This is a genomic window from Actinoplanes regularis, assembly GCF_900188005.1.
Lineage (GTDB): Bacteria > Actinomycetota > Actinomycetes > Mycobacteriales > Micromonosporaceae > Actinoplanes > Actinoplanes regularis.
On record NZ_FZNR01000013.1, the window covers coordinates 1 to 24,624 of the forward strand.

The 24,624-nt window shown below is 71.0% G+C and carries 25 protein-coding genes and 1 tRNA gene; 14 read left to right on the forward strand and 12 right to left on the reverse strand.

All coding sequences use genetic code 11. From position 1 onward, the window contains the following. The first annotated feature begins 1,167 nt into the window (after positions 1-1,167). Together CHC09_RS28630 and CHC09_RS28635 are read left to right on the forward strand one after the other, a co-directional pair. Positions 1,168-1,416, forward strand: coding sequence for a hypothetical protein (locus CHC09_RS28630; protein ID WP_089296338.1), 249 nt, complete (start codon positions 1,168-1,170; stop codon positions 1,414-1,416). 107 nt (positions 1,417-1,523) lie between these two features. Further along, entirely contained in the window at positions 1,524-3,200 is a 1,677-nt protein-coding gene (locus tag CHC09_RS28635; RefSeq protein WP_239138540.1) for a S8 family peptidase, read from the forward strand. A gap of 13 nt (positions 3,201-3,213) precedes the next feature. Here the strand turns inward: CHC09_RS28635 and CHC09_RS28640 are convergent, their stop codons facing one another. Next, a complete protein-coding gene (locus CHC09_RS28640) occupies positions 3,214-3,696 on the reverse strand; it encodes an NADPH-dependent FMN reductase (RefSeq protein WP_089296340.1) in 483 nt (160 codons plus the stop codon). 351 nt (positions 3,697-4,047) lie between these two features. Between CHC09_RS28640 and CHC09_RS28645 the strand changes: the two genes are divergently transcribed. Then, positions 4,048-4,569, forward strand: a complete 522-nt coding sequence (locus tag CHC09_RS28645) for a winged helix-turn-helix domain-containing protein (protein ID WP_089296341.1) — start codon at positions 4,048-4,050, stop codon at positions 4,567-4,569. 186 nt (positions 4,570-4,755) lie between these two features. Then, positions 4,756-5,799: a S1 family peptidase gene (locus CHC09_RS28650; protein ID WP_089296524.1), complete on the forward strand. Its 1,044-nt coding sequence runs from the start codon at positions 4,756-4,758 to the stop codon at positions 5,797-5,799. Between the two features lie 226 nt (positions 5,800-6,025). Here CHC09_RS28650 and CHC09_RS28655 read toward each other — a convergent pair whose 3' ends face one another. Beyond that, positions 6,026-6,961: a hypothetical protein gene (locus CHC09_RS28655; protein WP_179277326.1), complete on the reverse strand. Its 936-nt coding sequence runs from the start codon at positions 6,959-6,961 to the stop codon at positions 6,026-6,028. Between the two features lie 207 nt (positions 6,962-7,168). Here CHC09_RS28655 and CHC09_RS28660 point away from each other — a divergent pair, with 207 nt between their 5' ends. Beyond that, entirely contained in the window at positions 7,169-8,047 is an 879-nt protein-coding gene (locus tag CHC09_RS28660) for a serine hydrolase (protein ID WP_239138558.1), read from the forward strand. Here CHC09_RS28660 and CHC09_RS28665 read toward each other — a convergent pair. Genes CHC09_RS28665 through CHC09_RS28675 form a run of 3 tightly spaced genes read right to left on the reverse strand, consistent with a single transcriptional unit; the run spans position 8,016 to position 9,876 of the window. Further along, positions 8,016-8,606, reverse strand: coding sequence for a DedA family protein (locus CHC09_RS28665; protein ID WP_089296343.1), 591 nt, complete (start codon positions 8,604-8,606; stop codon positions 8,016-8,018). The two genes, CHC09_RS28660 and CHC09_RS28665, sit on opposite strands and share 32 nt — an antisense overlap. After that, on the reverse strand, positions 8,603-9,379 hold the full coding sequence (locus CHC09_RS28670; protein ID WP_089296344.1) for an MBL fold metallo-hydrolase: 777 nt from the start codon (positions 9,377-9,379) through the stop codon (positions 8,603-8,605). The genes CHC09_RS28665 and CHC09_RS28670 overlap by 4 nt, the downstream gene beginning before the upstream one ends. Continuing rightward, complete coding sequence (locus CHC09_RS28675) at positions 9,376-9,876, reverse strand: DUF1990 domain-containing protein (RefSeq protein WP_089296345.1); 501 nt, start codon at positions 9,874-9,876, stop codon at positions 9,376-9,378. The genes CHC09_RS28670 and CHC09_RS28675 overlap by 4 nt, the downstream gene beginning before the upstream one ends. A 52-nt stretch (positions 9,877-9,928) precedes the next feature. Here CHC09_RS28675 and CHC09_RS28680 point away from each other — a divergent pair, with 52 nt between their 5' ends. The 5 genes from CHC09_RS28680 to CHC09_RS28700 are packed head-to-tail and all read left to right on the forward strand — an operon-like array spanning position 9,929 to position 14,735. Next, positions 9,929-10,900, forward strand: a complete 972-nt coding sequence (locus tag CHC09_RS28680; RefSeq protein WP_089296346.1) for a diacylglycerol/lipid kinase family protein — start codon at positions 9,929-9,931, stop codon at positions 10,898-10,900. Further along, positions 10,897-11,898: a YihY/virulence factor BrkB family protein gene (locus tag CHC09_RS28685; RefSeq protein ID WP_089296347.1), complete on the forward strand. Its 1,002-nt coding sequence runs from the start codon at positions 10,897-10,899 to the stop codon at positions 11,896-11,898. Before CHC09_RS28680 ends, CHC09_RS28685 begins: the two co-directional genes overlap by 4 nt. Before the next feature lie 34 nt (positions 11,899-11,932). Next, a complete protein-coding gene (locus CHC09_RS28690) occupies positions 11,933-13,390 on the forward strand; it encodes a phosphatase PAP2 family protein (protein ID WP_179277327.1) in 1,458 nt (485 codons plus the stop codon). Next, positions 13,387-14,190 carry an endonuclease/exonuclease/phosphatase family protein gene (locus CHC09_RS28695; RefSeq protein ID WP_307833943.1) on the forward strand — a complete coding sequence of 268 codons (804 nt, stop codon included), beginning with the start codon at positions 13,387-13,389 and terminating at the stop codon, positions 14,188-14,190. Before CHC09_RS28690 ends, CHC09_RS28695 begins: the two co-directional genes overlap by 4 nt. 35 nt (positions 14,191-14,225) lie before the next feature. Further along, positions 14,226-14,735 (forward strand): DinB family protein, encoded by a 510-nt coding sequence (locus tag CHC09_RS28700; protein ID WP_089296348.1) that lies wholly within the window; start codon positions 14,226-14,228, stop codon positions 14,733-14,735. Positions 14,736-14,743: 8 nt separating this feature from the next. On the opposite strand, the gene CHC09_RS28705 is transcribed toward CHC09_RS28700, so the two are convergent. Beyond that, positions 14,744-16,324 carry a GGDEF domain-containing protein gene (locus CHC09_RS28705; RefSeq protein ID WP_089296349.1) on the reverse strand — a complete coding sequence of 527 codons (1,581 nt, stop codon included), beginning with the start codon at positions 16,322-16,324 and terminating at the stop codon, positions 14,744-14,746. Positions 16,325-16,416: 92 nt separating this feature from the next. Beyond that, positions 16,417-17,919 carry a fibronectin type III domain-containing protein gene (locus CHC09_RS28710; RefSeq protein ID WP_239138541.1) on the reverse strand — a complete coding sequence of 501 codons (1,503 nt, stop codon included), beginning with the start codon at positions 17,917-17,919 and terminating at the stop codon, positions 16,417-16,419. Positions 17,920-18,006: 87 nt separating this feature from the next. Between CHC09_RS28710 and CHC09_RS48510 the strand changes: the two genes are divergently transcribed. Further along, positions 18,007-18,906, forward strand: a complete 900-nt coding sequence (locus CHC09_RS48510; RefSeq protein WP_089296350.1) for a hypothetical protein — start codon at positions 18,007-18,009, stop codon at positions 18,904-18,906. Between the two features lie 15 nt (positions 18,907-18,921). On the opposite strand, the gene CHC09_RS28720 is transcribed toward CHC09_RS48510, so the two are convergent. The 4 genes from CHC09_RS28720 to CHC09_RS28735 all read right to left on the reverse strand — a co-directional run bounded on the left by CHC09_RS28720 (position 18,922) and on the right by CHC09_RS28735 (position 21,358). Next, entirely contained in the window at positions 18,922-19,098 is a 177-nt protein-coding gene (locus tag CHC09_RS28720; RefSeq protein ID WP_089296351.1) for a DUF4236 domain-containing protein, read from the reverse strand. A gap of 210 nt (positions 19,099-19,308) precedes the next feature. Beyond that, a complete protein-coding gene (locus CHC09_RS28725; protein WP_089296352.1) occupies positions 19,309-19,764 on the reverse strand; it encodes an RrF2 family transcriptional regulator in 456 nt (151 codons plus the stop codon). A gap of 66 nt (positions 19,765-19,830) precedes the next feature. Then, positions 19,831-20,724, reverse strand: a complete 894-nt coding sequence (locus CHC09_RS28730; RefSeq protein WP_089296353.1) for a helix-turn-helix domain-containing protein — start codon at positions 20,722-20,724, stop codon at positions 19,831-19,833. A 202-nt stretch (positions 20,725-20,926) separates the two neighbouring features. Further along, positions 20,927-21,358 (reverse strand): SsgA family sporulation/cell division regulator, encoded by a 432-nt coding sequence (locus CHC09_RS28735; protein ID WP_014446635.1) that lies wholly within the window; start codon positions 21,356-21,358, stop codon positions 20,927-20,929. A 276-nt stretch (positions 21,359-21,634) separates the two neighbouring features. Here CHC09_RS28735 and CHC09_RS28740 point away from each other — a divergent pair, with 276 nt between their 5' ends. The 3 genes from CHC09_RS28740 (at position 21,635) to CHC09_RS28750 (ending at position 23,211) form a co-directional block, all read left to right on the forward strand. Beyond that, on the forward strand, positions 21,635-22,039 hold the full coding sequence (locus tag CHC09_RS28740) for a TIGR02611 family protein (protein WP_089296354.1): 405 nt from the start codon (positions 21,635-21,637) through the stop codon (positions 22,037-22,039). Between the two features lie 54 nt (positions 22,040-22,093). Next, positions 22,094-22,165 (forward strand) — tRNA-Val (locus tag CHC09_RS28745). 380 nt (positions 22,166-22,545) lie between these two features. After that, positions 22,546-23,211: a response regulator gene (locus tag CHC09_RS28750; protein ID WP_089296355.1), complete on the forward strand. Its 666-nt coding sequence runs from the start codon at positions 22,546-22,548 to the stop codon at positions 23,209-23,211. 176 nt (positions 23,212-23,387) lie between these two features. Here the strand turns inward: CHC09_RS28750 and CHC09_RS28755 are convergent, their stop codons facing one another. Continuing rightward, positions 23,388-24,596 carry a monooxygenase gene (locus CHC09_RS28755; RefSeq protein WP_239138544.1) on the reverse strand — a complete coding sequence of 403 codons (1,209 nt, stop codon included), beginning with the start codon at positions 24,594-24,596 and terminating at the stop codon, positions 23,388-23,390. Between the last annotated feature and the right edge of the window lie 28 nt (positions 24,597-24,624).

Sequence of the window (24,624 nt, forward strand, 5' to 3'; positions counted from 1 at the left end):
ATGGTACTGCACTCGGGAGGGTGTGGGAGAGTAGGACGCCGCCGGACTTAACTTGAAGAAACGCCCACCCCTCGCGGGGTGGGCGTTTCTTTTTTTATGCCCGAAATCCGTCGGGAAATACACGGCAACCGGGGTAGCGGCGCCTCGGTAAACGCAGAACACCCCGTCCGGGGCGGGCGGTTCTTTTGCTGCCTGGAGATGGGTGGTACGCGAGCGGGGGCGGTTCGGGTGGGGAGGGCCATTCGAAGGCCGTCAGGCTTGATACCTTCGAATGGCCCTCCCCACCCGAACCTTTCCTACTCGCCGGAGCTGCCGCGGCTTCAGGTAGTTGAGCGAGGCCGGCCGGGACGCTTTCGAGCGTCCGGGAGACGGTCGGCCAGTAGCCCATACCCAACCCGCTAACCCTGGTGCTCGTATCAGCCGTCTCGATATGGGCGTGGTGTCCAGCCGGGTAGGTTCAGGTGGTCGTCATGCTCGTATGACGAGGCTTGTGGCAGCCATGGAGCCCAGCCGAGCGGGTCCGGCTTATTGCCACGGTGGTGTCGACGCCTGGGTGATAGCGGGGCTCTGGCCAGCCGAGTGCCTGGCGTGGGCCGCCGTCACGTGAACGCGGAAGCCCGCGCACGGGCGGTCGGTGCCGATCCGGCGGTGCAGGTCGATTGCGGCCTCACGCAGGTGCGCCACGGCGTTGTATGCCCAACAGAAGGTCGAAGCGCCTCTAGCGGGACCATTCACCGGAGGAATTCGTCCACTTTGCTGGGACTGTTGTGCCGACCCGGCGGCGTGGGGTGGCATTGTCTGCGGTGAATGCAGCTCGCGCCGCCTGGGCACCGATGCTGGTCGGGCGCCTGCCGCGAGCGGCGCTCCCGGGCGGCAACCCGGCCCGCTGCCGCACGATCAGACAGTCGCGAGAGCAGTCCGAGATCGACTCGGGATTGATGGCATTGGCTGGGTCGAGTGGTTGTGTTGGGGGCTGCGATTGGGAGGGGTGGCTGAGGGGTTTTGTCGTACCTCCTCGGCATGATGACGGCCGTGACGATCTGGGTTGATCATCTGCCGGGGACCGCTTTGACTCCGGAAGGGGTTGATGTGGGGGCATATGACGGGCTCAGGCATCATGAGTGGCTTCGCGGCAAGCTGCGCTAGCGGTTCGCCGAGGACTCGGTTGTGTGGCAGACGGAGCTTCTGATCAAGGGCGAGGTCGAGATCGCGGCCTGGTCGATGTCGTTTCGGCGCCTGGTTGCGCTGCAATATCACGTGCGTGCCGCGAACCATGACGCGCCGGGGTACGGGGTTGTGCCGGGCCTGGGGCGGCTTACCGCTGAGCCGCTGGCCTGGACTCGGGCCGACCTCCGTTGGGCACTGTATGTGCTGCGCGGGTGGTCGGGCTCCTACGACTCTCGTTCATCCGGCTGATTCCCCTGGTCGGTGGCTGACCGGGTGCCGTTCGGTGGCAGGGCGGCCCGGCGTTTCAAGACTCCGGAGCGGTGACCGATTGCCGGGGCATGCGTAAGTGGAGCTTGGTGGCCTTCCTCACTTCGGCGGTGGCCGCCTCGGCCGTTCTGGCCGCTCCCTCCCCGGTCTTCGCCACCGGCACGGTGATCGGCGCCGACGCGCCAGGGGCCGTCGCCGGGCGGTACATCGTGACCCTGAAGCAGGGGGCGACCGGTCCGCGTGTGCGCGCCCTCGGCGTCGGCGAACTGGTCCACGACTTCCGGTCGACGCCCGGCTTCGCGGCCCGGATGACCGCCACACAGGCCCGCCGGCTCGCCGCCGACCCGGCGGTCCGCTCCGTGGAGCAGGATCGGCGGATCAGGATCACCGCCCAGCGGAACCCGGTCTGGGGCCTGGACCGGATCGACCAGCGCTCGGCCAAGCTCTCCAAGACCTACGTGCCGACCGACGACGGCTCGTCGGTGCACGCCTACGTGATTGACACCGGCATCCGGATCGGTCACCAGGAGTTCGGTGGCCGGGCCTCGTACGGATACGACTTCGCCGACGACGACAGCGTCGCCTCCGACTGTGACGGGCACGGCACCCACGTGGCCGGCATCATCGGCGGTGCCCACTACGGCGTGGCCAAGAAGGTGCGGCTGGTCGCGGTCCGGGTGCTGGACTGCGACGGCGGCGGATACCTGTCCGACGTGATCGACGGCGTGGACTGGGTGACCCAGAACGCGATCAAGCCGGCGGTGGCGAACATGAGCCTTGGCGGCGACGCCAGCCCGGCGCTGGACTACGCGGTGAAGCAGTCGATCGCGTCCGGGGTCACCTACGTGGTGGCGGCCGGCAACGAGAACGCCAACGCGGCCACGAGCAGCCCGGCCGACGTGCCCGCGGCGATCACCGTGGCGGCCACCGACGTGAGGGACCGGCGTGCCGCGTTCTCCAACTACGGAGGCGTGGTCGACATCTTCGCGCCGGGGGTGAGCATCAGGTCCTCGGTGGCGAGCAGCAACACCGCCTCGGCCGTGTACAGCGGAACGTCGATGGCGTCCCCGCACGTCGCCGGCGCGGCCGCGCTCCTCCTCGACGCCAGCCCGGGGCTGTCCCCGGCGCAGGTCCACAGCCTGCTGGTGCGGAACGCCAGCACCGGCAGGGTCATCGACCGGAAGGGTTCGCCGAACCGGCTGCTCTTCATCACGGCACCGCCCGCCAAGCCGGTGATCTGGACCGCCCGGACTGCCACCGCCACGGTCAGCACGGCGTACTCCGCGCGCCTGAACCTGAAGGCCGCCCGGACCGGCACCTGGGCGCTCGCCTCCGGCAGCATGCCGCCCGGCCTGTCGCTCAGCCGGTCCGGTGTGATCACCGGTGTCCCGGCCGCGCCGGGCACCTACCAGGTGTCCGTGCGGTTCACCGACTTCGTGCCGCAGGCGGTCACCCGCACGATCGTGATCCCGGTGCTGGTCGGCAGCCCCGCGATCGAGACCGTGGAGCTGCCGCCGGGCTCTGCCGGGTCGGATTACTCGGCGGAGTTGACGACCGTGGGCCACCGGCCCGGCACCTGGTCGGTGACCGCCGGCGCGCTGCCGGACGGGCTCTCCCTGGATCCGGCGACCGGCTTGATCACCGGTGTGCCGGCGGCGAGCGAGACCGTGACCTTCACCGTCGGGTTCACCGACAAGTGGGGCAAGAGTGTGACCAGGGATCTCACCCTTCAGGTCGACGCGGCGGAGAGCGACGGCCAGGGCTGACGAGCCGGCGTGTCTACCAGTCGATCGCCGCGGCGTACTTCTGGGCGATCTCCGCCGTCTCCGGCAGGTCCGCCTCGACCACCGGCAGCCCTGGCCGAACGACGGCCGCCCCGAGCTCCACCAGCAGCTGCCGGAGGAGCGCCTCCGCGGCGGCTGCCTGGGGCGCGATTCCGGCCGTCACCACCGGCACCGCCTGCTTTCCGGCCAGCCCCTGGTTCGGCAGCCGGTCCAGCAGCACCTTCAGCACGCCCGTGTAGCTGCCCTTGTAGGTCGGCGTCGCCACCACCAGCAGGCTCGCCTCGGCGAGCGCCGCCACCGCGGCGGCGGTGCCGGCGTCTCCGTCGGTGAGCAGCCCGGCGCCGAGAGCGCCGACCTCGATCACGGTGGGCGCCGGCGACCCCAGCCGGGCGGCGATCGCCTCGCCGACCGCGATGGCCAGGGCCGAGGTCCGTGACCCGGCGCGTGGATTGCCGGACACCACGACGATTCCAGTCATCCGTTTCGCGGCGCCCGCACCGGCACGCCGCGCCTCCTCTCAGGTGAAGCGAAGATCGCGTGTCCACTCGTTGAGAATTCTTCGTCTCGGCTCACCCTGCGGCCTCGACAGGCTTTGGTCAACGAGGTTCCCAAATCCTAGTAAAAATATAGGCACAGTCGGAGTGTGGCCAGGTAGGACGGTCCGCGACGGGGGGTCGGTGGCGGCGCCGGGAGATCGGTGCGATCGGGGCGGGCCTGGTCAGATGTGGCGTGCGTGACTACCATGCGGTATGCCTATCTAACAGATAGGAATTATATCCTTGCTTGGTGCCGCCGGATCCGGTGGCAGTCGCCGTCGAAGGAGTCGCACATGTCCGCGCTCGCCATCGCCCACCCGCGCGCCAACCACGGTCGCCCCGACCTGCGCCCGGTTCCGAGCCTTCCGGCGGAGGATCCGGTCACCGTCACGATCAGCATCGCGGGAGGAGCCGGTGGCCGGGACCGGGTGCTGGCCGCGCTGCGTGAGCTGGTCGACGCGGCCGGTCCGGGCGCCGCGGTCGAGCTGGACCTGCCGGAGCGGAGCGACGCGAAGGAGGGTGAGATCGTGCTCGACCCGCGGGCGCGCACCGCGCTGCGCGACGGCCGGCGACTCGACCTCAGCCGCCTGGAGTACGACCTGCTCCTCTTCCTGACCCAGCACCCGCGCCAGGTGTTCAGCCGGACCCAGCTGCTCACCCATGTCTGGGGTCACCGGCACACCACCAACCGCACTGTGGACGTGCACGTGAGCCGGCTGCGCACCAAGTTGGACGACCCGGAGCTGATCACCACGGTCTACGGCCTGGGCTACCGGCTCGCCGACGACGCGCCGATCGCGGTGCTGGAGCGCTGACGGACACATCCCGAAAGAGTCATAACCCCGGCACTATGGCGACAGGGTTTCCGCAGCTCAGTGGTGACCTGAGCGCCATTGTGCCAGATTGGCCGAGCCTTGCCACATCATCGATCAATTTAAATACTTGCGAGCACTGGCGTGCCGGACCGGTTCGCCACCTACCCAATCCCCCTGGGAGGAACCGTGCTCAACCCGAAGCTTCGCCGGCCGATCGTCGGCCTGGCGGTCGGCATTCTCGCGGGCAGCGCCTTGGCCGTCACGTCCCCCGCCGCCTCGGCCGCCCCGGCCATCGCCGACGCGTCCTTCGCGCCGTCGGCGTTGGCAAGCAGGCTGGACGACCAGTTGGGTACCCGTGACGCCGGGTCCTACCTGGACGCCTCCGGCAAGCTGGTGGTCAACGTGACCGACGCGACCACCGCCGCCGAGGTCAAGGCCGCCGGCGCCACCCCGCGGTACGTGGCCCGCAGCGGCGCCACGCTCGCCGCGGCCGACGCCAGCCTGAAGACCAACCTGAAGACCCCGGGCACCGCCTTCGCCGTCGACCCGATCACCAACCAGGTCGTGGTCAGCGTCGACGAGAGTGTCACCGGCGCCAAGCTGGCCGCGGTCAAGGCCACGGTCGCCAAGCTCGGCGACAACGCCCGGATCGAGTCGATCCCCGGCACGATCAGCACCCGGATCTCCGGTGGTGACGCCATCTACACCGGCGGCTCGCGCTGCTCGCTCGGCTTCAACGTGCAGACCAGCTCCGGGACGAAGTACTTCCTGACCGCGGGCCACTGCACCAACGCCGGCACGACCTGGACCAACGGGTCGGCCACGCTGGGTACCCGGGCCGGCACCAGCTTCCCGGGCAACGACTACGGCATCGTCCGGTACACCTCCACCTCGGTCACCATCAGCGGTGCGGTGGGCTCGCAGGACATCACCTCGGCGGGCACCCCGGCGGTCGGCGCCACGGTCTACCGGCGCGGTTCCACCACCGGCACGCACTCCGGCCGGGTCACCGCGCTGAACAGCACGGTCAACTACTCGCAGGGCTCGGTCTCCGGGCTCATCCGGACCACCGTCTGCGCCGAACCGGGCGACAGCGGCGGCTCGCTCTACTCCGGCTCCACCGCGCTCGGCCTGACCTCGGGCGGTAGCGGCAACTGCAGCTCCGGCGGCGTCACGTACTTCCAGCCGGTCGTCGAGCCGCTGAGCGTCTACGGCGTCTCGGTCTTCTGAGCAAGGACGCCGGCCTTCCCCAGGGAAGGCCGGCTTCCGGCCGTCGAACCTCCGCCCGGCAGGATTTGCGACTTTCTCAAGGTTGCACTCTCCGACGCAGGGTCGGGCGGGGCGCGAGGCCGGCGCGGCGGGGTCGGTTTCCACGACCCCGCCGCAACCCTTTCGCGGTACGACCTACGCGCCCCGCCCCCAGGCCTCGCGGCCCAAGCTCCGCCGACGGCGGCCGTCAGGTCTTGATGTGGTGGTCCTCGGTGCGCTCCTCGCCGCGGCGGCGCAGCAGTTTGAGGCCGGGCAACCCGGCGATCGCCAGGTGCAGGTCCTCGGTGACCTCGAGCAGCTTGTGGAGGTCGGGGCCGACCTGATCGAGCTTGTTGAGCAGCGGCATCACGTCGTTCACCATGTGGTCGCGCAGAGCCGGCAGCTCGTCGACCATCCTGATCGCGGCGGTGACCTCCTCGGGGGTCAACTCGTCGACGAACCGGGCGGCCAGCGGCGCGGCCTTGCGCAGCGTCGGCGCGTAGCCGTCGAGCAACTCGGTGGCGACGATCGCGGCCTGGTCGGCGCGGGTGACCACCGAGGACGCCCGGCCCGCGACCGTGGACGCCTCGGTCACGATGCCGCGCGCCGCGGCGCTGACCGCACCCGCCTCGGCGACGATCTCGGCCGCTGACGTGGTCAGCGAGCCGGCTTCGATCATGATGGTGCCGGCCGCGTCGGCGGTGGTCGCCGCCCGGCGCACCAGGTCACCGGCGGCGGTCGAGATGGCGTCGGCCTCCTCGATCGTCAGCGCCGCGGCCGTGGTGATCGCCCGGGCCTCGACGATCAGCGCCTCGGCCGCGCTGGTCACCGCGCGCACGCTGGTGACCGCGTCCTGGGCGCAGGCGGTGACGGTGTGCACGTCGGCGATCGCGGACTCGGCGGTGGTGGTCACCGCGCTCACCCGCCGGATCAACTCCTCGGCCTGACCGACCGCCAGGCCGGCCCGGTTGATCAGCAGCTCCGCCTGGCCGAGCAGGCTCAGCGCCCGCACCGGCACGCTGGCAGCGGCGCCCGCGGTCTCGATCACCTGGCCGACCGCGGTTCGGGTGAGCTCGGCGGCGAGGGCGGGCACGGCCAGCACGGCACGGGACACTTGGACGGCTCGGGACAGCAGGGACGCCATGCCTCCATTCTGCTACCCCGTCGGCAACCCGGAGGCTCTCCTGGTACCGGGCCCGCAAAGTGGAGATGGCTACGGAAAGTAGTCACGGTAGAGCTTATGGTGCAGATTCGGATGCTCAGGGACGATTCACAGCGACCGGCGACACCAGTCCGCGTACCGGCAGGGCATCATGCTGAGGTGCGACGTTCCCCGAACCTTCTCTTGATGATGGCGGCCGTGATCGTTCTGGGAGGTGCCGGCTTGCTGGCCAAAGGTGTGATCGGCGGCGAAGGCGCGGCCGCCACGTTCCTGACCGGCGACCCCTCGGCGGTGACCGCCTCGCCGTCCCCGACCGGCCCCAGCCCCGAGGAGCTGGCGAGGATCGCGCGCGCCAAGAAGGTCAAGGCGCTGGACGCCGCACTGAAGAAGTACGCCGCCACGGTCCCCGAGTTCTCGGTCGCCGTGCTCGACAAGAAGACCGGGGAGTCCTACGCCTACCGCGGCGACGAGCACTACGAGACGGCCAGCGTGGTCAAGGTGCAGGTGCTCGCCTGCCTGCTGCTCACCGCCCAGGACGGCGGCCGGAAGCTGACCTCGCTGGAGGACACCCGGGCCGGCAAGATGATCCGGCTCAGCGACAACCAGTCCACCACCGAACTGTTCAAGAGTCTCGGCGGCCGTTCCGGGATCCAGAAGTGCGACAAGCGGATGGGCCTGACCGGCACCACCGTCAACAACGCCTGGGGCCTGACCCGGACCACGGTCTCCGACCAGGTGAAGCTGCTCTCGCAGCTGGTCTCCGACGACAGCCCACTGTCGGAGAAGGCCCGCGACTACGCGCACAAGCTGATGAGCACTGTCGATTCGCAGCAGCGGTGGGGCGTCCCGGCGGCGGCGCGGACCGGCGAGGAGTTCACCGTCAAGAACGGCTGGCTGCCCCGTTCGACCGAGAACAACCTGTGGATCGTCAACTCGGTGGGCCGGATCACCGGCGACGACGTCGATGTCTCGATCGCGGTGCTCTCGCACGGGCACAAAACGCAGCAGGCCGGCGAAGCGGTGATCGAGAAGGTGGTCAAGACGACCCGGAACCTTCTGCGGTACTAGCCGCTTCCCGGCGCTTGTTCCACCAGGTCACGGCCTGGTTGATCACCAGGATGAGGAGCACCGCGGCGACCACGCCCTGCCACGGCTCCGGGAAGATCGAGCCGCCGGCCAGGCCGATCGACGCGTAGACGACCGACCACAGGGCGCAGGCCGGCAGGTTGGCGACCACGAACGTACGCCAGGAGATGCCGGCGAACGCGGAGGCCAGCAGCACCGGCACCCGGCCCCCGGGGATCAGCCGGGAGACCAGCAGCACCGGGATCTGGTGCGCCTTCAACCGGTCCTTCACCGCGGCCAGGTGCTCCTCGTCGCGCAGCCAGTGCAGCCGCCGGGCCAGCTGCTCGCCGCCGAACCGGCACATCGCGTACATGACCAGGTCGCCGGCGTAGGCGCCGGCCGCGCCGGTCGCCACCACCAGGACCATGGTCACCGGATCCCGCTGGTGGAACGCGAGCGCGGCGGCCCCGCTGACCGCCGCGCCGGTCGGAACGATCGGCACGATCGCGCCGAAGCACACCACGCCGAAGAGCCATCCCACGGCGGCCAGGGTGTCGATCACGCGGCGGATCCCACGGTCAGCGTCTCCCCGTGACTCAGCACCCGGACCCGGGTGTGCGGCGAGGTCCGGGCGGCCTGCTCGGCGAAGCGGGGGCCCGGCTCGGCGAACAGGTGCTGCCGGAGGCGGCTCATGCCGATCGGCCAGAACGTGCCGTAGTGCACCGGCACCGCCCAGGACGCCTTGACCCGGCGCAGCGCCTCCGCCGCGTCCGTCGTGTTCAGGTGCCCGTCCGAGCCGAGGGTGGGACCCCAGCCGCCGACCGGGATCAGGGCGAGATCCAACGGGCCCAGCTCGTGCATCTGCTCGAACAGGCCGGTGTCACCGGCGTACCACGTCCGCGAAGTGCCCTCGACCACGAACCCGATGGCCACGGCCCGCTCCCTGGACCAGGGACCACGCCCGCCGTCGTGCCGCGCCGCGACGGCGCGGACGCGGACCGCGCCGACCGTGACCTCGTCGCCCGGCGCCAGCTCCACGCACCGGTCGGCCACCGCCGCGCCCAGCGCCCGGGCGGTGAAGGCGGCCGCGCCGCGCGGCACGATCAGCAGCGGCTCGCCCGGCAGAGCCCGCAGCGAGGGCACGTGGAAGTGGTCCGCGTGCAGGTGGGAGAGGAGGACCGCGTCCGGCGCCCCGGGCAGTCGCGGCGGCGGGCCGGCCATCCGCCGCAGATGGGCCAGCCGGTCGGTGAGCACCGGGTCGATGAGCAGGGTGACACCCGAGTCGGCGAGCCAGATCGTGCTGTGCCCCCACCAGGTGACCGAGGTAGTGCTCACCGCCCCACGGTACTAAGCCGACGGAGCACCTGTCCGCATCGGCGAGCGTAGGTGTGCTGGACCAGCACCGCGAACGGGCCGGCCAACCGCATCAGGGCGCCCGCCGGCCGGCTGAACGCGGTCGCCGTGAACCACACGTCGCCCCGCTCGTCCCGCTCGACCATGAACGCCTCCTCGCCGCTCGCGGGATGGCCGGGCAGCGTCCCGTACCCGAATCCGGTCCTGTCCTCCTCCTGGGCCGACCAGACCACCTCGCAGGGCGCGCTGACCGGGCCTAGGCCGACGGTGAGCCGCACGCCGGGCACGGCGCGCTCCGCGTCGGTGCGGATCCGCGCGCCGGTGGCGCGGTGCATCCGGAAGGTCAGGAGCGCCTCGCCGGCGACGGCGTAGACCGCCGGTCCGGAGCCGATGCGGGTCCGGTAGCGCAGGTGCCGGTAGCCGTCCGGCAGGGGGCCGGTGCGGGTCAGGCCGATCTGGGGGTACGTCAAGTCGGTCACCTGAGAAAGTGTGCCCGTTGCGGGCCGGGATGATTCCTGAGTCGCACCTGTGATGTCTCTCCGGCAAACTGGGCGCGTGACAGGACCCCGCTCCGCCGTCGTGGTGAATCCCAGCAAGGTGGCCGATCCCGAGCACCTGCGGAGCACCCTCCGCAGGACTCTGGCGAAGGCCGGCTGGCCGGAGCCGGCGTGGTATGCCACCACCCTCGATGATCCGGGCCGTGGCCAGGCGAAACAGGCCGTGGCCGACGGTGCCGAACTGGTCTTCGCGTGCGGCGGCGACGGCACCGTGACCGCCGTGGTGAGCGCGCTGATCGGCACCGACGTGGCGCTCGCCGTGCTGCCGGCCGGCACCGGCAACCTGCTCGCGGCGAACCTGGGGCTCGGCACGGACCCGGCGGCCGGGGTCCAGGTCGCGCTGGAGGGTGGCCGCCGCCGGATCGACGTCGGCCTGCTCGGCGACCAGTGCTTCGTGGTGATGGCCGGGATGGGCTTCGACGCGATGATGCTCCAGGACACCTCGGAGCGGGCGAAGAAGCGCATCGGCTGGCCGGCGTACCTGTTCGGGGCGGCCAAGCACCTGCTGGACCGGCCGATGCGGGTGCGGATCCGGCTGGACGGCGGCGCGCCGATGCCGCGCCGGCCGCAGACCGTGATCGTCGGCAACGTGGGGCGGTTGCAGGGCGGGGTGCGCCTGCTGAAGCGGGCGGTCCCCGATGACGGACGGCTCAACGTGGCGATCATCAGCCCGGACACCCTGTTCTCCTGGGCGCGGCTGATCGCCGGGGTGGCCAGCCGGCGCGAGCGGGTGCCGAAGATGGAGACGTTCACCGCGTCCCGGGTAGAGATCTACAGCAACCGGGCGCAGCCGAGGCAGCTGGACGGGGATCTCGTCGCGCCCGGCAAGGCGATGAAGATCTCCGTACGCCCCAAGGCTCTGCTGTTGTGCGTGCCGCAACCCGACGCGGACCCGGACCTGGCCTACGACGCCGCGGCGGCCGCGAAACGGGCCAAGTCGTCGTGAGCAGCACGGAGCCGGTCCCGGAGACCCGGACGATGGCGGGCGACGAGCTCTCCGCCGACGACGCCTACCTCGCGCTGCGGCACTACGGCGGCTGGCCGCTGCTGCGCGACGCGTTCATCCGGTTCCGCTACGGCGACGGCTTCAGTCACTCCCGCGCCTTCGCCCTGCAGCTCTGCCTGGCCATCGTCCCGTTCCTGATCGCCCTCTCCGGCCTCGCCAGCGACCTGGGCGTCGAAGCCGGCGGTGAGGTCGTGGCGGACACCGTCATCGCGCTCACCCCGGGCGCCAGCGAGCCGGTGGTTCGCGAACTGCTGATGGACGACGACCGCACCGAGGACGCCGGCGAGCTGGCCCTGGCCCTCGGCCTGATCACCGGGCTGGTCGCGTTGACCACCGCGATGGCGCAGATCGAGCGCGGCGCGAACCGCATCTACGGCGTCGAGCGGGACCGCCCGGCGACGCACAAGTACTTTCGCGCCACGCTGCTCGCGCTCGGTGCCGGGCTGCCCGCACTCTTCGGCTTCCTGCTGCTGGTCGCCGGCCGGGCCGCCAGCGAGTCCGCGGCGACCCACTTCGATCTGCCCGGCTGGCTCCGGGTCGGCTGGGACGTGCTGCGCTGGCCGGTCAGTCTCGGCCTGATCGTTATCGCGGTCGGCGCGCTGTTCCGGCACGCGCCACGGCGTAAGCAGCCGGCGCTCTCCTGGTTGCTCTTCGGTGCGGTGGTGGCGACCGTCCTGTGGTGGCTGGCCAGCCTTTTGCTCGCCGGGTACGTCCGGGTCAGCGGCAGCTTCGGCGCCACCTACGGCCCGCTCACCGCGATGATGGCGCTGCTGCTCTGGGCGAACCTGACCGGGATCGCGTTCTTCCTGGGCCTGGCCTTCGCCGCGCAGCTGGAGGCGCGCCGGGTCGGTGCCCGTCCGGCCCAGCCGGACCAGTGGAGGCCGGTGGACGTGCCCGCGCAACGCGCCGCCGGTGTATCCACCGAGCCGACGGGGTAAGGAGCCGGAACCTCCGATCGTTAGGGAGTGTTCCGTGACCGATGACAACCGGGTGGTGGAGCGTGCCGGCTGGGCGCCGGTGCGGCACTTCGCCGAGCGCAGCGTCCTCGGCCTGATCGCGGTGATCGTGATCGGTCTAGGCTTCGCCACGCTCCTGCTGCTGGTGCGATTCCACTGGACCCCGCTGCAGAGTCTCGACCACGCGGTCGCGGACGGCCTGAACCACCAGGTCGCCGGCTCCGAGACCAGGGTGGAGATCCTGCAGCAGATCTCCACGTTCGGCGGGCGCGGCTTCATGATCCCGCTCGTCGCGGTGGTCGTCGTGGCGCTGCTGATCCGGCGGCGGCCACGCCCGGCGCTCTACCTGGTGGTCACCGGGATCGGCGCGATGATCCTCGACCCGTCGCTGAAGGTCCTGGTCGGCCGGGTCCGCCCGGTGGTCGAGTCGCCGGTCGCGCACGCCCCCGGCAACAGCTTCCCGAGCGGGCACGCGCTCGGCTCGATGATCGTCTACGGCATGCTCGCCCTGGTGCTGCTGCCCGCCGTACGACCCAGGTTCAGGCCCTGGTTCCTCGGGTTCTTCGGCCTGATCGTGGCGCTGATCGGGTTCAGCCGGATCGCGCTCGGCGTGCACTTCCTCTCCGATGTGGTGGCCGGGTGGCTGCTCGGGATCGCCTGGATCAGCGTGACGGCGTACGCGTTCCGTCTCTGGCGCCGCGAGGCCGGGCATCCCGCCGCCCGGCCGGCCCACGACGGCCTGGAGCCGGAGGCCGGCCCAGACCTGCGGCCCGCGCCCGCCGAGCGCGCCGTCCTGCCGCAGCCGTGGACGCAGGCCGCGGAGATCGTGGTCGGCTGGGTCCTGACGTTCGGCCTGCTCTATGTACTCGGATATACCGTGACCAGGTGGTCACCGGGCTGGGACGACGCGGTGCCGCGCTGGCTCCAGGAGTTCCGCAGCCCGGCCCTCGACGACCTCAGCTGGCTGTGGAGCAAGGCCGGCGACACGCACGCCATCCTCGCCGTCTCGCTGGTGTTCTGCCCGCTCGCACTGGCCCTCTGGCGACAGTGGCGTCCGGTGCTCTTCCTGGTGCTGGCCATGTTCGGGGAACTCACCCTGTTCCTGACCAGTGCCGCCGCCGTCGACCGGCCCCGGCCGGCGGCCGAGCACCTGGACGGCCCGCTGCCCACCTCGGCGTTCCCGTCCGGGCACATCGCCGCCACGATCTGCCTGTGGAGCGCGATCGCGATCATCGTGATGGCCCGGGTCCACAAACCGTGGCGCTGGCTGTTCCCGGCGCTCGCGGTCCTGATGCCGCTGGGGGTGGCGATGTCCCGGATGTACCGCGGCATGCACCACCCGACCGATGTGCTCGGCGCCTGCCTGCTCGCCGCGGCCTGGCTCGGCACCCTCTGGTTCGTGATCCGGCCGAACACGCACGCGGTCACCGCGACCGAGGCTGCGGTGGAGAACCGGCAGCTGGTGGTCGTGTGACGGCCCTGCGGATGATGACCTGGAACATCAAGACCGGTGGAGTCGACCGGGGCCGGCGGTTCCGCCTCCCGGCGATCGCCGAGGTGATCTCCGCCGAGGAACCGGACATCCTGACCCTGCAGGAGCTGCGTGACTTCACCCGCGACGGCGGGCGGCGGATGGCCGAACTGGCCGGTGCGGTCGGGATGAGCGCCCACCTGGCCCCGTCACGGTTCGGGATGCCGGTGGCCGTGCTGGTCCGGGCACCGCTGCGGATCACCCACACGGCGAGCGTCACCTGGCGGCTGCACCACGCGGCGGCGGTCGCCGTGGTACAGACCGGGTCCGGGCCGGTGACCGTGATCAGCGCCCACCTGAACCCGTTCCGGCCGTACCGCCGGATGCGGGAGGCGCGCTGGCTGGCCCGCCGGTACCTGAATGGGGACCGGGTGCTCCTCGCCGGTGACCTCAACGGCCTGGACCCGGTGAACGACCACACCGAGGCGCTCGCCGACCAGCCGTCGATGTATCGCAGACGCCACCTGTACCCGGACGGGACCGTGGACAGCCGGGCCCTCGCCGGGCTCGCCGAGGCGGGGCTGGTCGACCTGTGGGGAAAGGCCGGCGGCGGCGACGGGCGGACCGTGCCGACCACCCAGGGCGGCGGGCGCGAGTTCGGCGGGATGCGCCTGGACTACGTGCTGGCCACCCCGGACCTGGCGGCGACCGCCCGGGACATGCGGGTGGTCCGGGGCGGGACGGCGGAGCACGCCTCCGACCACTATCCGGTCCGGGTGGACCTGCGGCTGGATGTGTCGTGAGCGGGTCCGGGTCGCCGAAGTTGCATACTCGCGGCATGACGATCGAGTTCCCCTCGCCGACCCGTCCCGCCGGCGACACCGCCGAGGTCTTCGTGGGCTATCTCGGGTACTTCCGCGAGACGCTCCTGGCCAAGGTCGCGGCGCTTCCCGAACCGGAACGCCGGAGCAGTCGGCTGCCCTCCGGCTGGACGCCGATCGAGCTCGTCAAACACCTGCGGTACGTGGAACTGCGCTGGATCGAATGGGGCTTCGAGGGCGTGGCCTTCGACGACCCGTGGGGCGACCGCAACGTCGACCGCTGGTACGTCGCCCCGGACGAGACCTTCGCCGGCCTGGCCGAGGCGCTGCGGGCGCAGGGCGCGCACACCGACAAGGTGATCGCGAGCTCCGACCTGAACGCGGTCGGCGAACCGGGCCCGCGCTGGGACGGCGCCGAGCCGCCCACCCTGCAGCGGATCCTCTTCCACCTGGTCCAGGAGTACGCGCGGCACGTCGGCCACCTGGACATCGTCGTCGAGTTGGGAGCCGGCGCGGTAGGCGAGTAGCGCGGTCGCTAGGCGAGGAGGGTGGCGGCCACCCGGTCCCGGCCGCCGCGCTTGGCGGCGTACAGGTTCCGGTCGGCGTCGGCGAGCAGCGACGGCAGCGTGCCGCTCCCGTGCGGCGAGGTGATGACCCCGATGCTGGTGGTGACCGGCAGGCTGCCGGTGATCGGGCCCCAGGCGTGCGCGCGGATCCGCAACCGGAGCCGCTCGCAGCGCAGCGCCGCCTCCTCCGCGCCGACGCCCGGCAGGACCAGCAGGAACTCCTCGCCACCCATCCGGGCGGCGAGCGCCGTCTCGGGCGTGGCCTCCTCGAGCAACGCGGCCACGTGCTGCAACACGGTGTCGCCGGCGGCGTGCGAGAGGGTGTCGTTGACCCGCTTGAAGTGGTCCAGGTCGATGATGGCGAGCGAGATCGGCCCGCGCCGGTTCACCGCGTCGAGGAGCATGGCCGGCACCCGCTCGTTGACGTGCCGGCGGTTGTACAGCCCGGTGAGCGCGTCCCGGTGGGCCATCTCGCGGAAGTGCTCGCTGGACCGGCGTGCCTCGTTGGCCTCGAAGACGGCCTGCAACGCGCGGGCGCGGGCGTCGCGTTGCGCCGAGAGCAGGGCGGTCGTCTCGGTGTGGAACACCCGGTGCTCCTCGTACGCCTCCGCGAAGCGCCCGGTCGCGGCGTAGAGCGCGGCCTGCTCCTCGCGGAGGCGGGCGCGGACCGCGGCCAGTCCGCGCTCCTCGCAGATCCGCAGGTTGGCGTCGAGGGCGGCCTGCGCCTCCGGGTACCGCCCGGCCAGCCGGCGGGTCAGGGCCAGGGTGAGCTGGCACTCCGCGACAGCGTCACCCTCATTCGCCGTGACCAGGTCGGCCAGCACGGGGGTGAGCAGCGCCTCGACCGCGTCGTAGCGGCCGCCCATCAGCTCGACCCGGGCCATCGTGTCCAACTCGTTGGCGCCGAAGCGGTGCCCGATCTGGGCCGCGATCTCGTGCATCTCGGCGACCATCGCCCGGGCGGCGGGCTCGTCGTCGTTCTCGTACGCGCTGTACGCCAGGTTGTTCAGGCATCGGAGGATCATCTCGTGGTCGCCCTCGGCACGGGCGAGCGCCAGCGCCTCCCGGCCGCGCTGGTCGCCGTCGATCCGCGCGCCGTTCTCCTCCAAAGTCACCGACAGCGACAGCAGGAACTGGGTCCGGACGACGCGCGGCTCGTCCTCGGGGAGGTGTGAGACCGCCTGTACGGCGTGCTTCAGGCCCTCGGCGGAGTCGCCCACGTACCGGTAGAAGAGCGACACCTGGCGGTGGGCCCGGGCCAGCAGTCGCGGGCAGTTGTGCCGTTCCGCCCAGGCCAGCACCCGGTGCGCGGTCTGGCCACCCTCGCCGGTCCGCCCCTCACGCAAGGCGACCGAGGCGAGCAGCAGGTCGGCGCGCTGGTAGAGCTCGTCGGCGCCGAGCTCCTCAGCCCGCCGCCGGATCTCGGCGGCCGGCTCCCGAACCGTCCGGAACTGCGAGTTCGCCCGGTTCTCGAGCTCGGCCACGGCGGCGTCGAGGACGCTGAGCTCGTCCATGCCGGTGGGGACGCAGTCCGCCGTTTCCGTCGTCACTGTCCCTACTTTCTGTAGCCGCCCTGTTGCACCAGAGTCAGGTTGTCCGGTGGCGGAGTGGTTCCCGCTCGGTTGCGATGTGGTTGCGGGCATCACCGGTCGGTGCAGACCGGAGCCGAGGGGGCGAGCTTGCCGCCGGCCGACCGCACGGCGACGGTGAAGCAGTAGTCCAGCCGCTCGTTCAGGCTGTAGACCTCGAAGTCGGCGGCACCGGCCGGCAGCCGCTGGAACTCGCCCGGGGTCTGCCCGGTCCGCCCGCCGGCGACCACCACCTCACCCTTCGCCGAGGCTGGGTAGATCCAGTTCAGCGACACGCTGGTGCCGTTGTCCCGGAGCGTCACGCGCTCCGGCGAGCCGGGCGCTCCCGGACCGGCGACGGTGACCGTCGGCTTGACCGTGGCGGCGGCCTGCGAGGTGGCGGCCTGCGGGACGGCGGTCCCCTCCGGGTCCGGCAGGGTCACGATCACCACCGCGGCGGTCACCGTGACGCCACCGGCCAGCGCGGCCGCGAGCAGCGCGGGATGGCTCTCCCGCCGTCCGGTGGGGGGACTCAGCGAGGCGGTGCCGATCGGGTGGCCGTCCGGCCCGTAGTCCGGGGCGCGGTGCCCGGGCAGCGGCGGTGGGGTGTCGGCGCGGGCGTGGCGGCCGGTCGGGTCACCCGGCAGGTTCAGGTCGCTCAGGTAGAACGGCTGCTGGTAGACCGTCCCGTTGGGATCGGTGGCCAGGTTGTCCGGCGGCGGCTGGGTGGCGTCGTCGAGCGTGTCGTCCGGCGCGGGCGGGTACTTCGTGGCCGTCGTCCCGTCCGGCTCGGGGTCGGGGACCGTGGGGCGACGCGGAAACGGGCGGAACCCGCCGGGCCGCAGCTCGGTGTCCTCGTCCCGGCCGGGCCGGGTCATCCGCCCGCAGGTGTGCCGGCCGGAGCGCTCACCGCGGACCAGCGTGGCGGCCTGACGGGCCAGTGGGTGGCCGGCCGGGAGGTGTGTTTCGCTCAGCCGCAGCGCGGTGGCCAGATGATCGTGGGCGGCGGCCTCCCGCCCGCACTCGCGCTCCATGGCGCCGAGCCGGGCCAGCATCTTGATCGCGGCGGGGGAGGACTCGCCGTACCTCCGCTGGTAGCGCCGCCAGGTGCCGGTCAGCCGGGCGCGGGCGGCGGCGCAGTGCCCGGCGGCGTGCTCCGAGGTGGCCAGGTCGGCCTCGGCGGCCAGCACCCGCGGGGCGTCCGGATCGTCGATCCGGGCCAACTCGACGACCAGGTCGTGATAGACCAGAGCAGCCCGCCCGTACTGACCGATGCGGTGCAGGACGGCGGCGTGGGTGGCGGCCGCGGCGATGGTGCGCTCGTCCCGTGGGCCGTGCAACTGCTCCTCGGCGGCGTGTGCGAAGGCGGCCCAGAGCCGGGCGGACTGCGGGTCGCCGAGGGCGATCAGGACCCGGGCGAAGAGAGCGGCGGCGACGGCCAGCTCGGCGGTGGCGCGGCGCGGATCAGCGTCCGCGTTGCGCAGGACCTCGGCGAGCACGGCCCGGGCGCCCGCGAGATCCCCGGCCGATGTCAATGTCTGGGCTTGAGCGGTCAGTTCGGCGAGCGGAGGAGCCACATATCACATAGTGCTCGTACGAATACCCTAGGTACAAGTCCCGGGCTCCGGGAGTCGGTGCGAAGTGGACGAGGTAGAACATCCGGCATGTCAGTCACGACGGTCAAACGCGAACTGCTGATCCGGCACCTGGAAGCGTGGGCCCCGGCCGCGCTTCACCGCGGGCGCCGGGCCATCTATCTGCACGGATACGCCGACGTCGATGGCGGCGTGACGGCCGAGGCGGCGGTCCGGGTGCTCGCCGACCTGCCCGATCTGGCCCGGGGGCGCGAGCTGTCCATGGTGGCCGTCGGTGACGACATGACGACAGTCACTGATCGACTCGGCGAGGTTCAGCAACAGGCCGGCGCCGGGGCGGGACTGTCCGTTCTCGGTATCGGCGGCGGCACCGGCGCGCGCGTCGGGGTCGCGTTGCAGGCGGCCGGGGCGACCCGCGTACCGCTGCTGGGTTTCCTCGACGCCGGCACCGAGAGCGAGCCGCCGGCGGTGCCCACAGTGGCGGCTCTGGCCGCCGGTCGCCCGGCCGAGGTCCTGCTGGTGCTGCCGCCGGGCACGCCGGCGGCGCCCTACCGGGACGCCGGTTTCCCGCTGCTCACCGCGGCCGAGCTGGCCACCGGCGAGGAGCCGGGACAGGTCGTGGTGTTCGCGACCGGGTCCGGTAAGAGCCTGGAGAGCTTCAAGGAGGCGCTCTGGGCGGTCGACGAGTTCGCCGGGGTGCGGTTTCGCGACCCCGGCGACCCCGAACGGCACCCGATCGACATCTCGCTGCAGCCGCACCCCGGGCCGTTACGCCGGGAGATCCTGGCGTACCTGGCCGAGGTGGGCCCGGCGACGGTGAGCGACCTGCGTACGTTCACGCTGACCGAGACCGTCTACCGGGCCGCGGACGCGAACCGGGTCCTGCACCTGATGCTGGACGCCGGGGTGGTCGCCCGCCGCCCCGAGCACGGCCGCCTCGGGGGCGACGTGCTGATCACGCCGGTGTGAGCGTGGCGATCGCGGTCAGCGGGACCGGTCCTGCTTCCAGGAGAGCGGGCCGGGCAGGTCCACGCGGTGGGCGCGGGTCTTGGAGTTCCAGGACCAGCGGCCGATCTTGATGCTCCAGGACGAGTAACCGTTCTCGGTGAAGTTCAGGATCAGCGGACCGAACTTCTTGCGGCTGCGGAAAACCAGGCCCATCGGAACGTCTCCTTCGGGGGACAACTGTGCGATGAGAGCACGGTTCCCGATCGGACGATTCGACAAACGTCGAGCCGGATCATGCGGAACTCCCGGTGGGCGCCGGGTCCGCTGTGGTCTCTGTCGTACCGTCGCCGGGTTTGGACAAGAACCGGCGGCGGATCTGGCCCCTCCCGCCTCCGAACTCCGAGAAGGACCTCGAAGCCGGGGTCAGCGGGGCTGCCAGGCGTCCGGGCGGGTGGTGAGCTTGCGGACGTGGGCCGGCATCCGGCCGCTGATCAGCTCGGCCAGGCTCACCTCGTCGACCACCTCGCGGACCGCGGCACGGACCGCGACCCAGAGGTTCGGCAGGTTCTCCGCGGCACCGGAGTACTGCGTCTCCTCCGGGCGCAGGCCGCGCACGCCGGCAAGCGGGCCGTCGACGGCCCGCAGGATCTGGCCGATCGTCACGTCCCGCGGTGGATGGGAGAGCGTGTATCCACCCTCCGCACCGCGTTGCGCCCGCACCACCCCGGCGCGGCGCAGATCGGCGAGCACGGCCTCGAGGAACTTGCGAGGCATTTCCTGGTCCTGGGCGATGGCTTGGGCGGACATCAGCGATGGGTAGGCCTGCGCCAAGCTGAGGGCTGCCCGGACCGCGTAGTCGCCGCGCGCGGAGATCTGCACCCGGCTATTCTGCCTCGCCGTTGTGTCGCCGGAGCACATACCCCAGGCCTGTATGGGAATTAACTTTTAGTCAACGGCTTGTCGCGGTCCGGGAATGCCCCCGGGCCGGTCGGCGAACCCGGCCCGGAACTGGCCCGGACTCAGCCCCGTCTCCCGGTGGAAGAACCGCCCGAAGTTGGTCGGCTCCCCGAACCCCAGACCCCGGCCCACCTCGGCCACCGAGAGGTCGGTGGCGGCCAGCAGCCGGCGTGCCTGCAGGGCCACCCGGTCGTCGACCACCTGTTTGGCGGTCCGTCCGGTGACGGCCAGGCTGGCCCGGGTCAGGGTGCGCACCGAGCAGCTCAGCTCGGCCGCGTAGTCCTCCACCCGGCGGCTGTGCGGGTAACCGTCCTCCAGTCGGCGGCGGAACCGCTCGAAGGTCCGGCTCTCCACGTTTCCGAGATCCTGGCCGGCGCCGTCCAGCAACCGGACCCGCAGCAGCAGGGCGGCGAGCTGATGACGCAGCAGGGCGGCGGAGATCCGGCCCGGTGGCCCTTCGGTGTCGGCCGCGAGGTGTTTCATCGCGGCGCGGAAGACCGCCGGGTCCGGGAGGACCAGCGGGGTACGGGCCGGGCCGACCGGATCGTCCGGGGGCAGGCCGGGCAGTTCCTCGGGCGCGAAGAGGCCGGGCCGGAAGACGACCGTGGTGGCGTCGCCCGGAGGATCACTCGCCGATCCCGGGATGTCGAAGTGGAGGGCCTGGCCCGGGCGCACCCAGATGAGGGTCCCCGGTCCGGCCAGATGGGAGGTGAAATCGATGTCGGCTAGCAAGGGCCCCGTGGAGATCAGCACGAGCGCATGGCACTCGAGCAACCCGGTGGCGGCTCCGGCCGCCACCGGAAGGGCGCAGGCACCGACCCCCGCCCAGTCGGGCGGAATACAGGCTGGCGCGCGCTCGGCGCGGTGAGTGAGTGCTGGCATCGTGCCTGACGGTAACCGTCGATGGACGTCAACGCATCCCTTCTTGCACTTACCGCGTTATTTGTCTGTTTCGTGCCTCGGTATTCGCTATACGTCCGATTCCGATTCCTTTTCGGAGATCCAGACCTTTCACGGATAAAGGGCGACCCGCGCGGATCGGCAGTGTCCGCGCGGGTCGCCCTTTATCACTCCTGCTGTCTGCTCACCGACCGGCGAGGAGACGGTTGACCGCCGCATCCACGTCCAGATGATCTGATTCCCTTCCGCGCGGCACCACCACATAGGTGCGCCGCAGGAATCGGACAAGGACACTGCGTGGAACCTCGAACAGCGCGTTCCCGTCAGGTGACGACAGCGCCAGCGCGACGAAATCCCCCCGCGGTGTGGCCCACGGCCACACCCGGACATCGCCGATACCCGCCGGCTCGTCGAGCCCGGTGACCAGCAGTTCCCGCGCAAAAGACCAGCTCACGGCTTCCCCACCGGCTGATTCCGCGTGGAATAAAACATGGACCGCATACGGGTCTGCCGGGTCGTAGCGCAGACTGGCGCGCACCGGCAGTGCCGTCGCGTCTGGCGCTACGAGCCGCAGCGAGGTCTCGACCTCGACGGTCGTTGGACGAATGGTACTCATGGACGAACTCCCCCCGGCACCGCTGCGAGGCTGGTGAACCCCGCGTTTCCCATACTCAGGTGATCCCTGTCATTACGCTCCGCCATACGCTGATCTCACCCAGTAGTGGGAAGACGGTTCCGAAAACCCCTCCGCTCAGGACGCAAAAAGATATCTTGTCCTGTTCTGCCCATGTACTCGGTTCCGCCCGGCGTCGGGTGGTCCAGCAGTTGACTTACTCCGGTAACGTCCATTCGTCCCGGGTAGTGACGGGGCCCCCGGACACTGAGGGATGAAATGGGTGTAAAACCGGACGACAAGGTTTCCGACGTGCGTCTGCTCGACCGTATCCGGTCCAACCCGACCGGGCGGCTGGCTTTGAAGATCGGCATCGGTGTGGTCGGGGCCCTGGTCGTGGCCGTCGGCATCGTGCTGATCCCGTTCCCGGGGCCGGGCTGGGCCATCGTGATCCTCGGGCTCGCCATCCTGGCCCTGGAGTTCGCCTGGGCGAAGAATCTGCTCGCCTTCACCCGGCGCCACGTGAAGAACTGGACGCACTGGATCGGACGGCAGAGCCTCGGGCTGCGTGCCCTCCTCGGCATCGTCGGCCTGGTTTTCGTGGCGGCGGTGGTCTACTTCGCGGCCCGGCTCAGTTTCGGCATCGACCTCATCCAGGTCTGCCAGGACCTGCTGGATCGGTGAGCCACCCCCATTTTTGTCGTGGGGCGATGGTCCGGTAGAGTTCCTTCTCGTTGAGGGCGATTAGCTCAGCGGGAGAGCGCTCCGTTCACACCGGAGAGGTCACTGGTTCGATCCCAGTATCGCCCACAAGTACGTTGAGCTGCGAAAAGGACCTGCCGCGATGATTCATTGCGGTGGGCCTTTTGTCGTAATTCTGGGAGCAGGTCGGGCTGACCACTCCGAGATCAGAATTTGTTCGCCCCTTGGTTGACCTCCGCCAGGTTGCCACATCGTCGTGCGCGACAGCGGGTCGCTCGCCGACGGACACGCGCGGGCGGCCAACCGGCCTGAGCGCCGTTTAACGGTCGTCTCAGGTTCGCTCGGTAGGAAGAGGGCGTCGCCGGGCGACGCGGGTCCCGGCCTCGCCGGCATGGCCGAACGCGCCGCGCTCTACGGCGACACGGTCAGCGCCGGCCCCCGCCGGACGGCGACTGGACCGTCCATTCGATCCTGAGAGGCAGCCATTCATGATCTCTGTGCTCGTGGTGGACGCCCAGCCGCTGCAGCGCTTCGGGTTTCGCATGCTGCTGGAGAGCACCCCCGACACCGAGATCGTCGGCGAGGCCGAGAACGGCGCCGAGGCCGTTCGGCGGATCACCGAGCTACGTCCCGACGTGGTGCTGATGGACATCCGCATGCCGGGCGTCGACGGGATCGAGGCCACCCGGCGCATCGTCGCAGCCGGTGGGCGTTCGCGGATCCTGGTGCTGACGACGTTCGACGTGGAACGGTACGCATTCGCCGCGCTGCGGGCCGGGGCGAGCGGTTTCCTGCTCAAGGACATCCGCCCGGAGGAGTTGCTCGCCGGCATCCGGGCCGTCGCCGCCGGGGACGCGGTGATCGCGCCGGCGCTGACTCGGCGGCTGCTCGACGCGTTCGCCGACCGGCTCGACGATGACCTTTGCGGGCCCGCGCGGGAGGATCCCCGGCTGAGCTTTCTGACCGGCCGTGAGCGCGAGGTCCTCGTCGCCATCGGCCATGGCCTCACCAACGGCGAGATCGCACAACGGCTCACGCTGTCGGAGTCGACGGTGAAGACCCACGTCGGGCGGGTCCTCGCCAAGATCGGCGCACGGGACCGGATCCAGGCCGTGATCCTCGCCTACGACCTGAGACTCACCCGGCCGGTTTAGCACTTCGTCTCGCACGTCCGTCGAGGGCGCGATCGTAGGTCCCAGCCGCTCCGGGCCGATCCGCCGCCGGGTCCGCCCGCACGCCACGTCACCGCCCGTTCAGGGTCGATGTGTGTGAGCTCGAAGCTGTTTTCGGCTCGTTGACTTCAGCGAGCTCACACACGTTCGACGCTTCCTCAGGACTCGCGGAGGGAGACCATCATGATGCCTGTACACATCTCGTCGCTGGTGCCGTCACCCCACACCACGTAGCGGGGCGGCAGCTTCTTCAGCTGCGGCAGTTGTTTGCGCAGCCCCGCGTCGTGTGTGCACGTCACCCGCAGCGTGTCCCCCGGACCGATCTCCACCGGCGACGGCAGCTTCACCAGCCGCTGGTTGTCGAAGTCGAACTGCGGGACGTCCAGGACGACCTGGGCCTTCGGTGTGCCCGGGTTGAGTTCGACCTTCAAGGCCCGCCCGAGCATGTGCATGTGGCCGAAGCCGGCGAACAGCGTCATCGGCGCCTCCACCTTGTGGTCGCAGGTCTGGGTGTTACCGGGCTTCGGCACGCGCCGGCCGCACTCCTCCACCTGCCGGTCCGCCATTTCGCCGACATCCGGCCCGAACCGCTTCGTCACGTCCGCGATCGAGGCCGCCCGATCACAGAGCGGACCCGACTCGTCGGCGGCGCAGGGCAGGTCGGTCGGCGCGTCGACCGGCCACGTTTCGAGTTCCCGGGTCCGCGGAGTGCCGTCCGTCAGCCGCAGCCGCACCGCCGAGCGGTCCGACCCGGTCGGCTTGCCGTCGGTCGCGAGCAGGTTGTAGTGGATCTGGAGGACGAGCAGGCTGCCCGGCTCCAGCTTGTAGCCGGCGTCTTGGTCCAGCAGCGTCTCCGTGGCGCCCGGCGCCCAGGTGTCCACCCACGCCGCGTCCCCCTCTTCGACCTCGGCGCCGGCCACGCCGGTCCCGCCGAAACACTGCCAGCCGAGACCAGGGGTCTTCGCGTCCTGCCTACGCACCGCGGCAGCGCCGCCCGGCGGCACCGCGTACGCAATGGCGTGGTGCGCGATGGCGACGTTCTCCGGCGCGAATTGGGTCCCGGTCAGGAACGCCGTCTTGCTCAGGCCCGGATCGATCACCTGGCACCGGTACTCGTCCGAGCCGCCGCCCTCGGGCGGCGCGGGCGTGTAGGCCCCGGCCATCCTCAGGTCGACGAACCGCTCGCCGGCGCGCAGCGGCTGTGGTGGCGCTGACGATCCTCCCGCGTGCGCGCTGTGCGGGCCGGTCGCGGCGGGCGCCGCACTGTTGTCGGCGTCCGACCCGCAGGCGGCCACGACAGCGAACACCCCGGCCAGCGCCATGGTTCCCGCCCCGAATTTCCACAGTGGGCTATCAGGTTTCGTCATAGCTCGAAAGCTAGGTCCGATTCCGTCC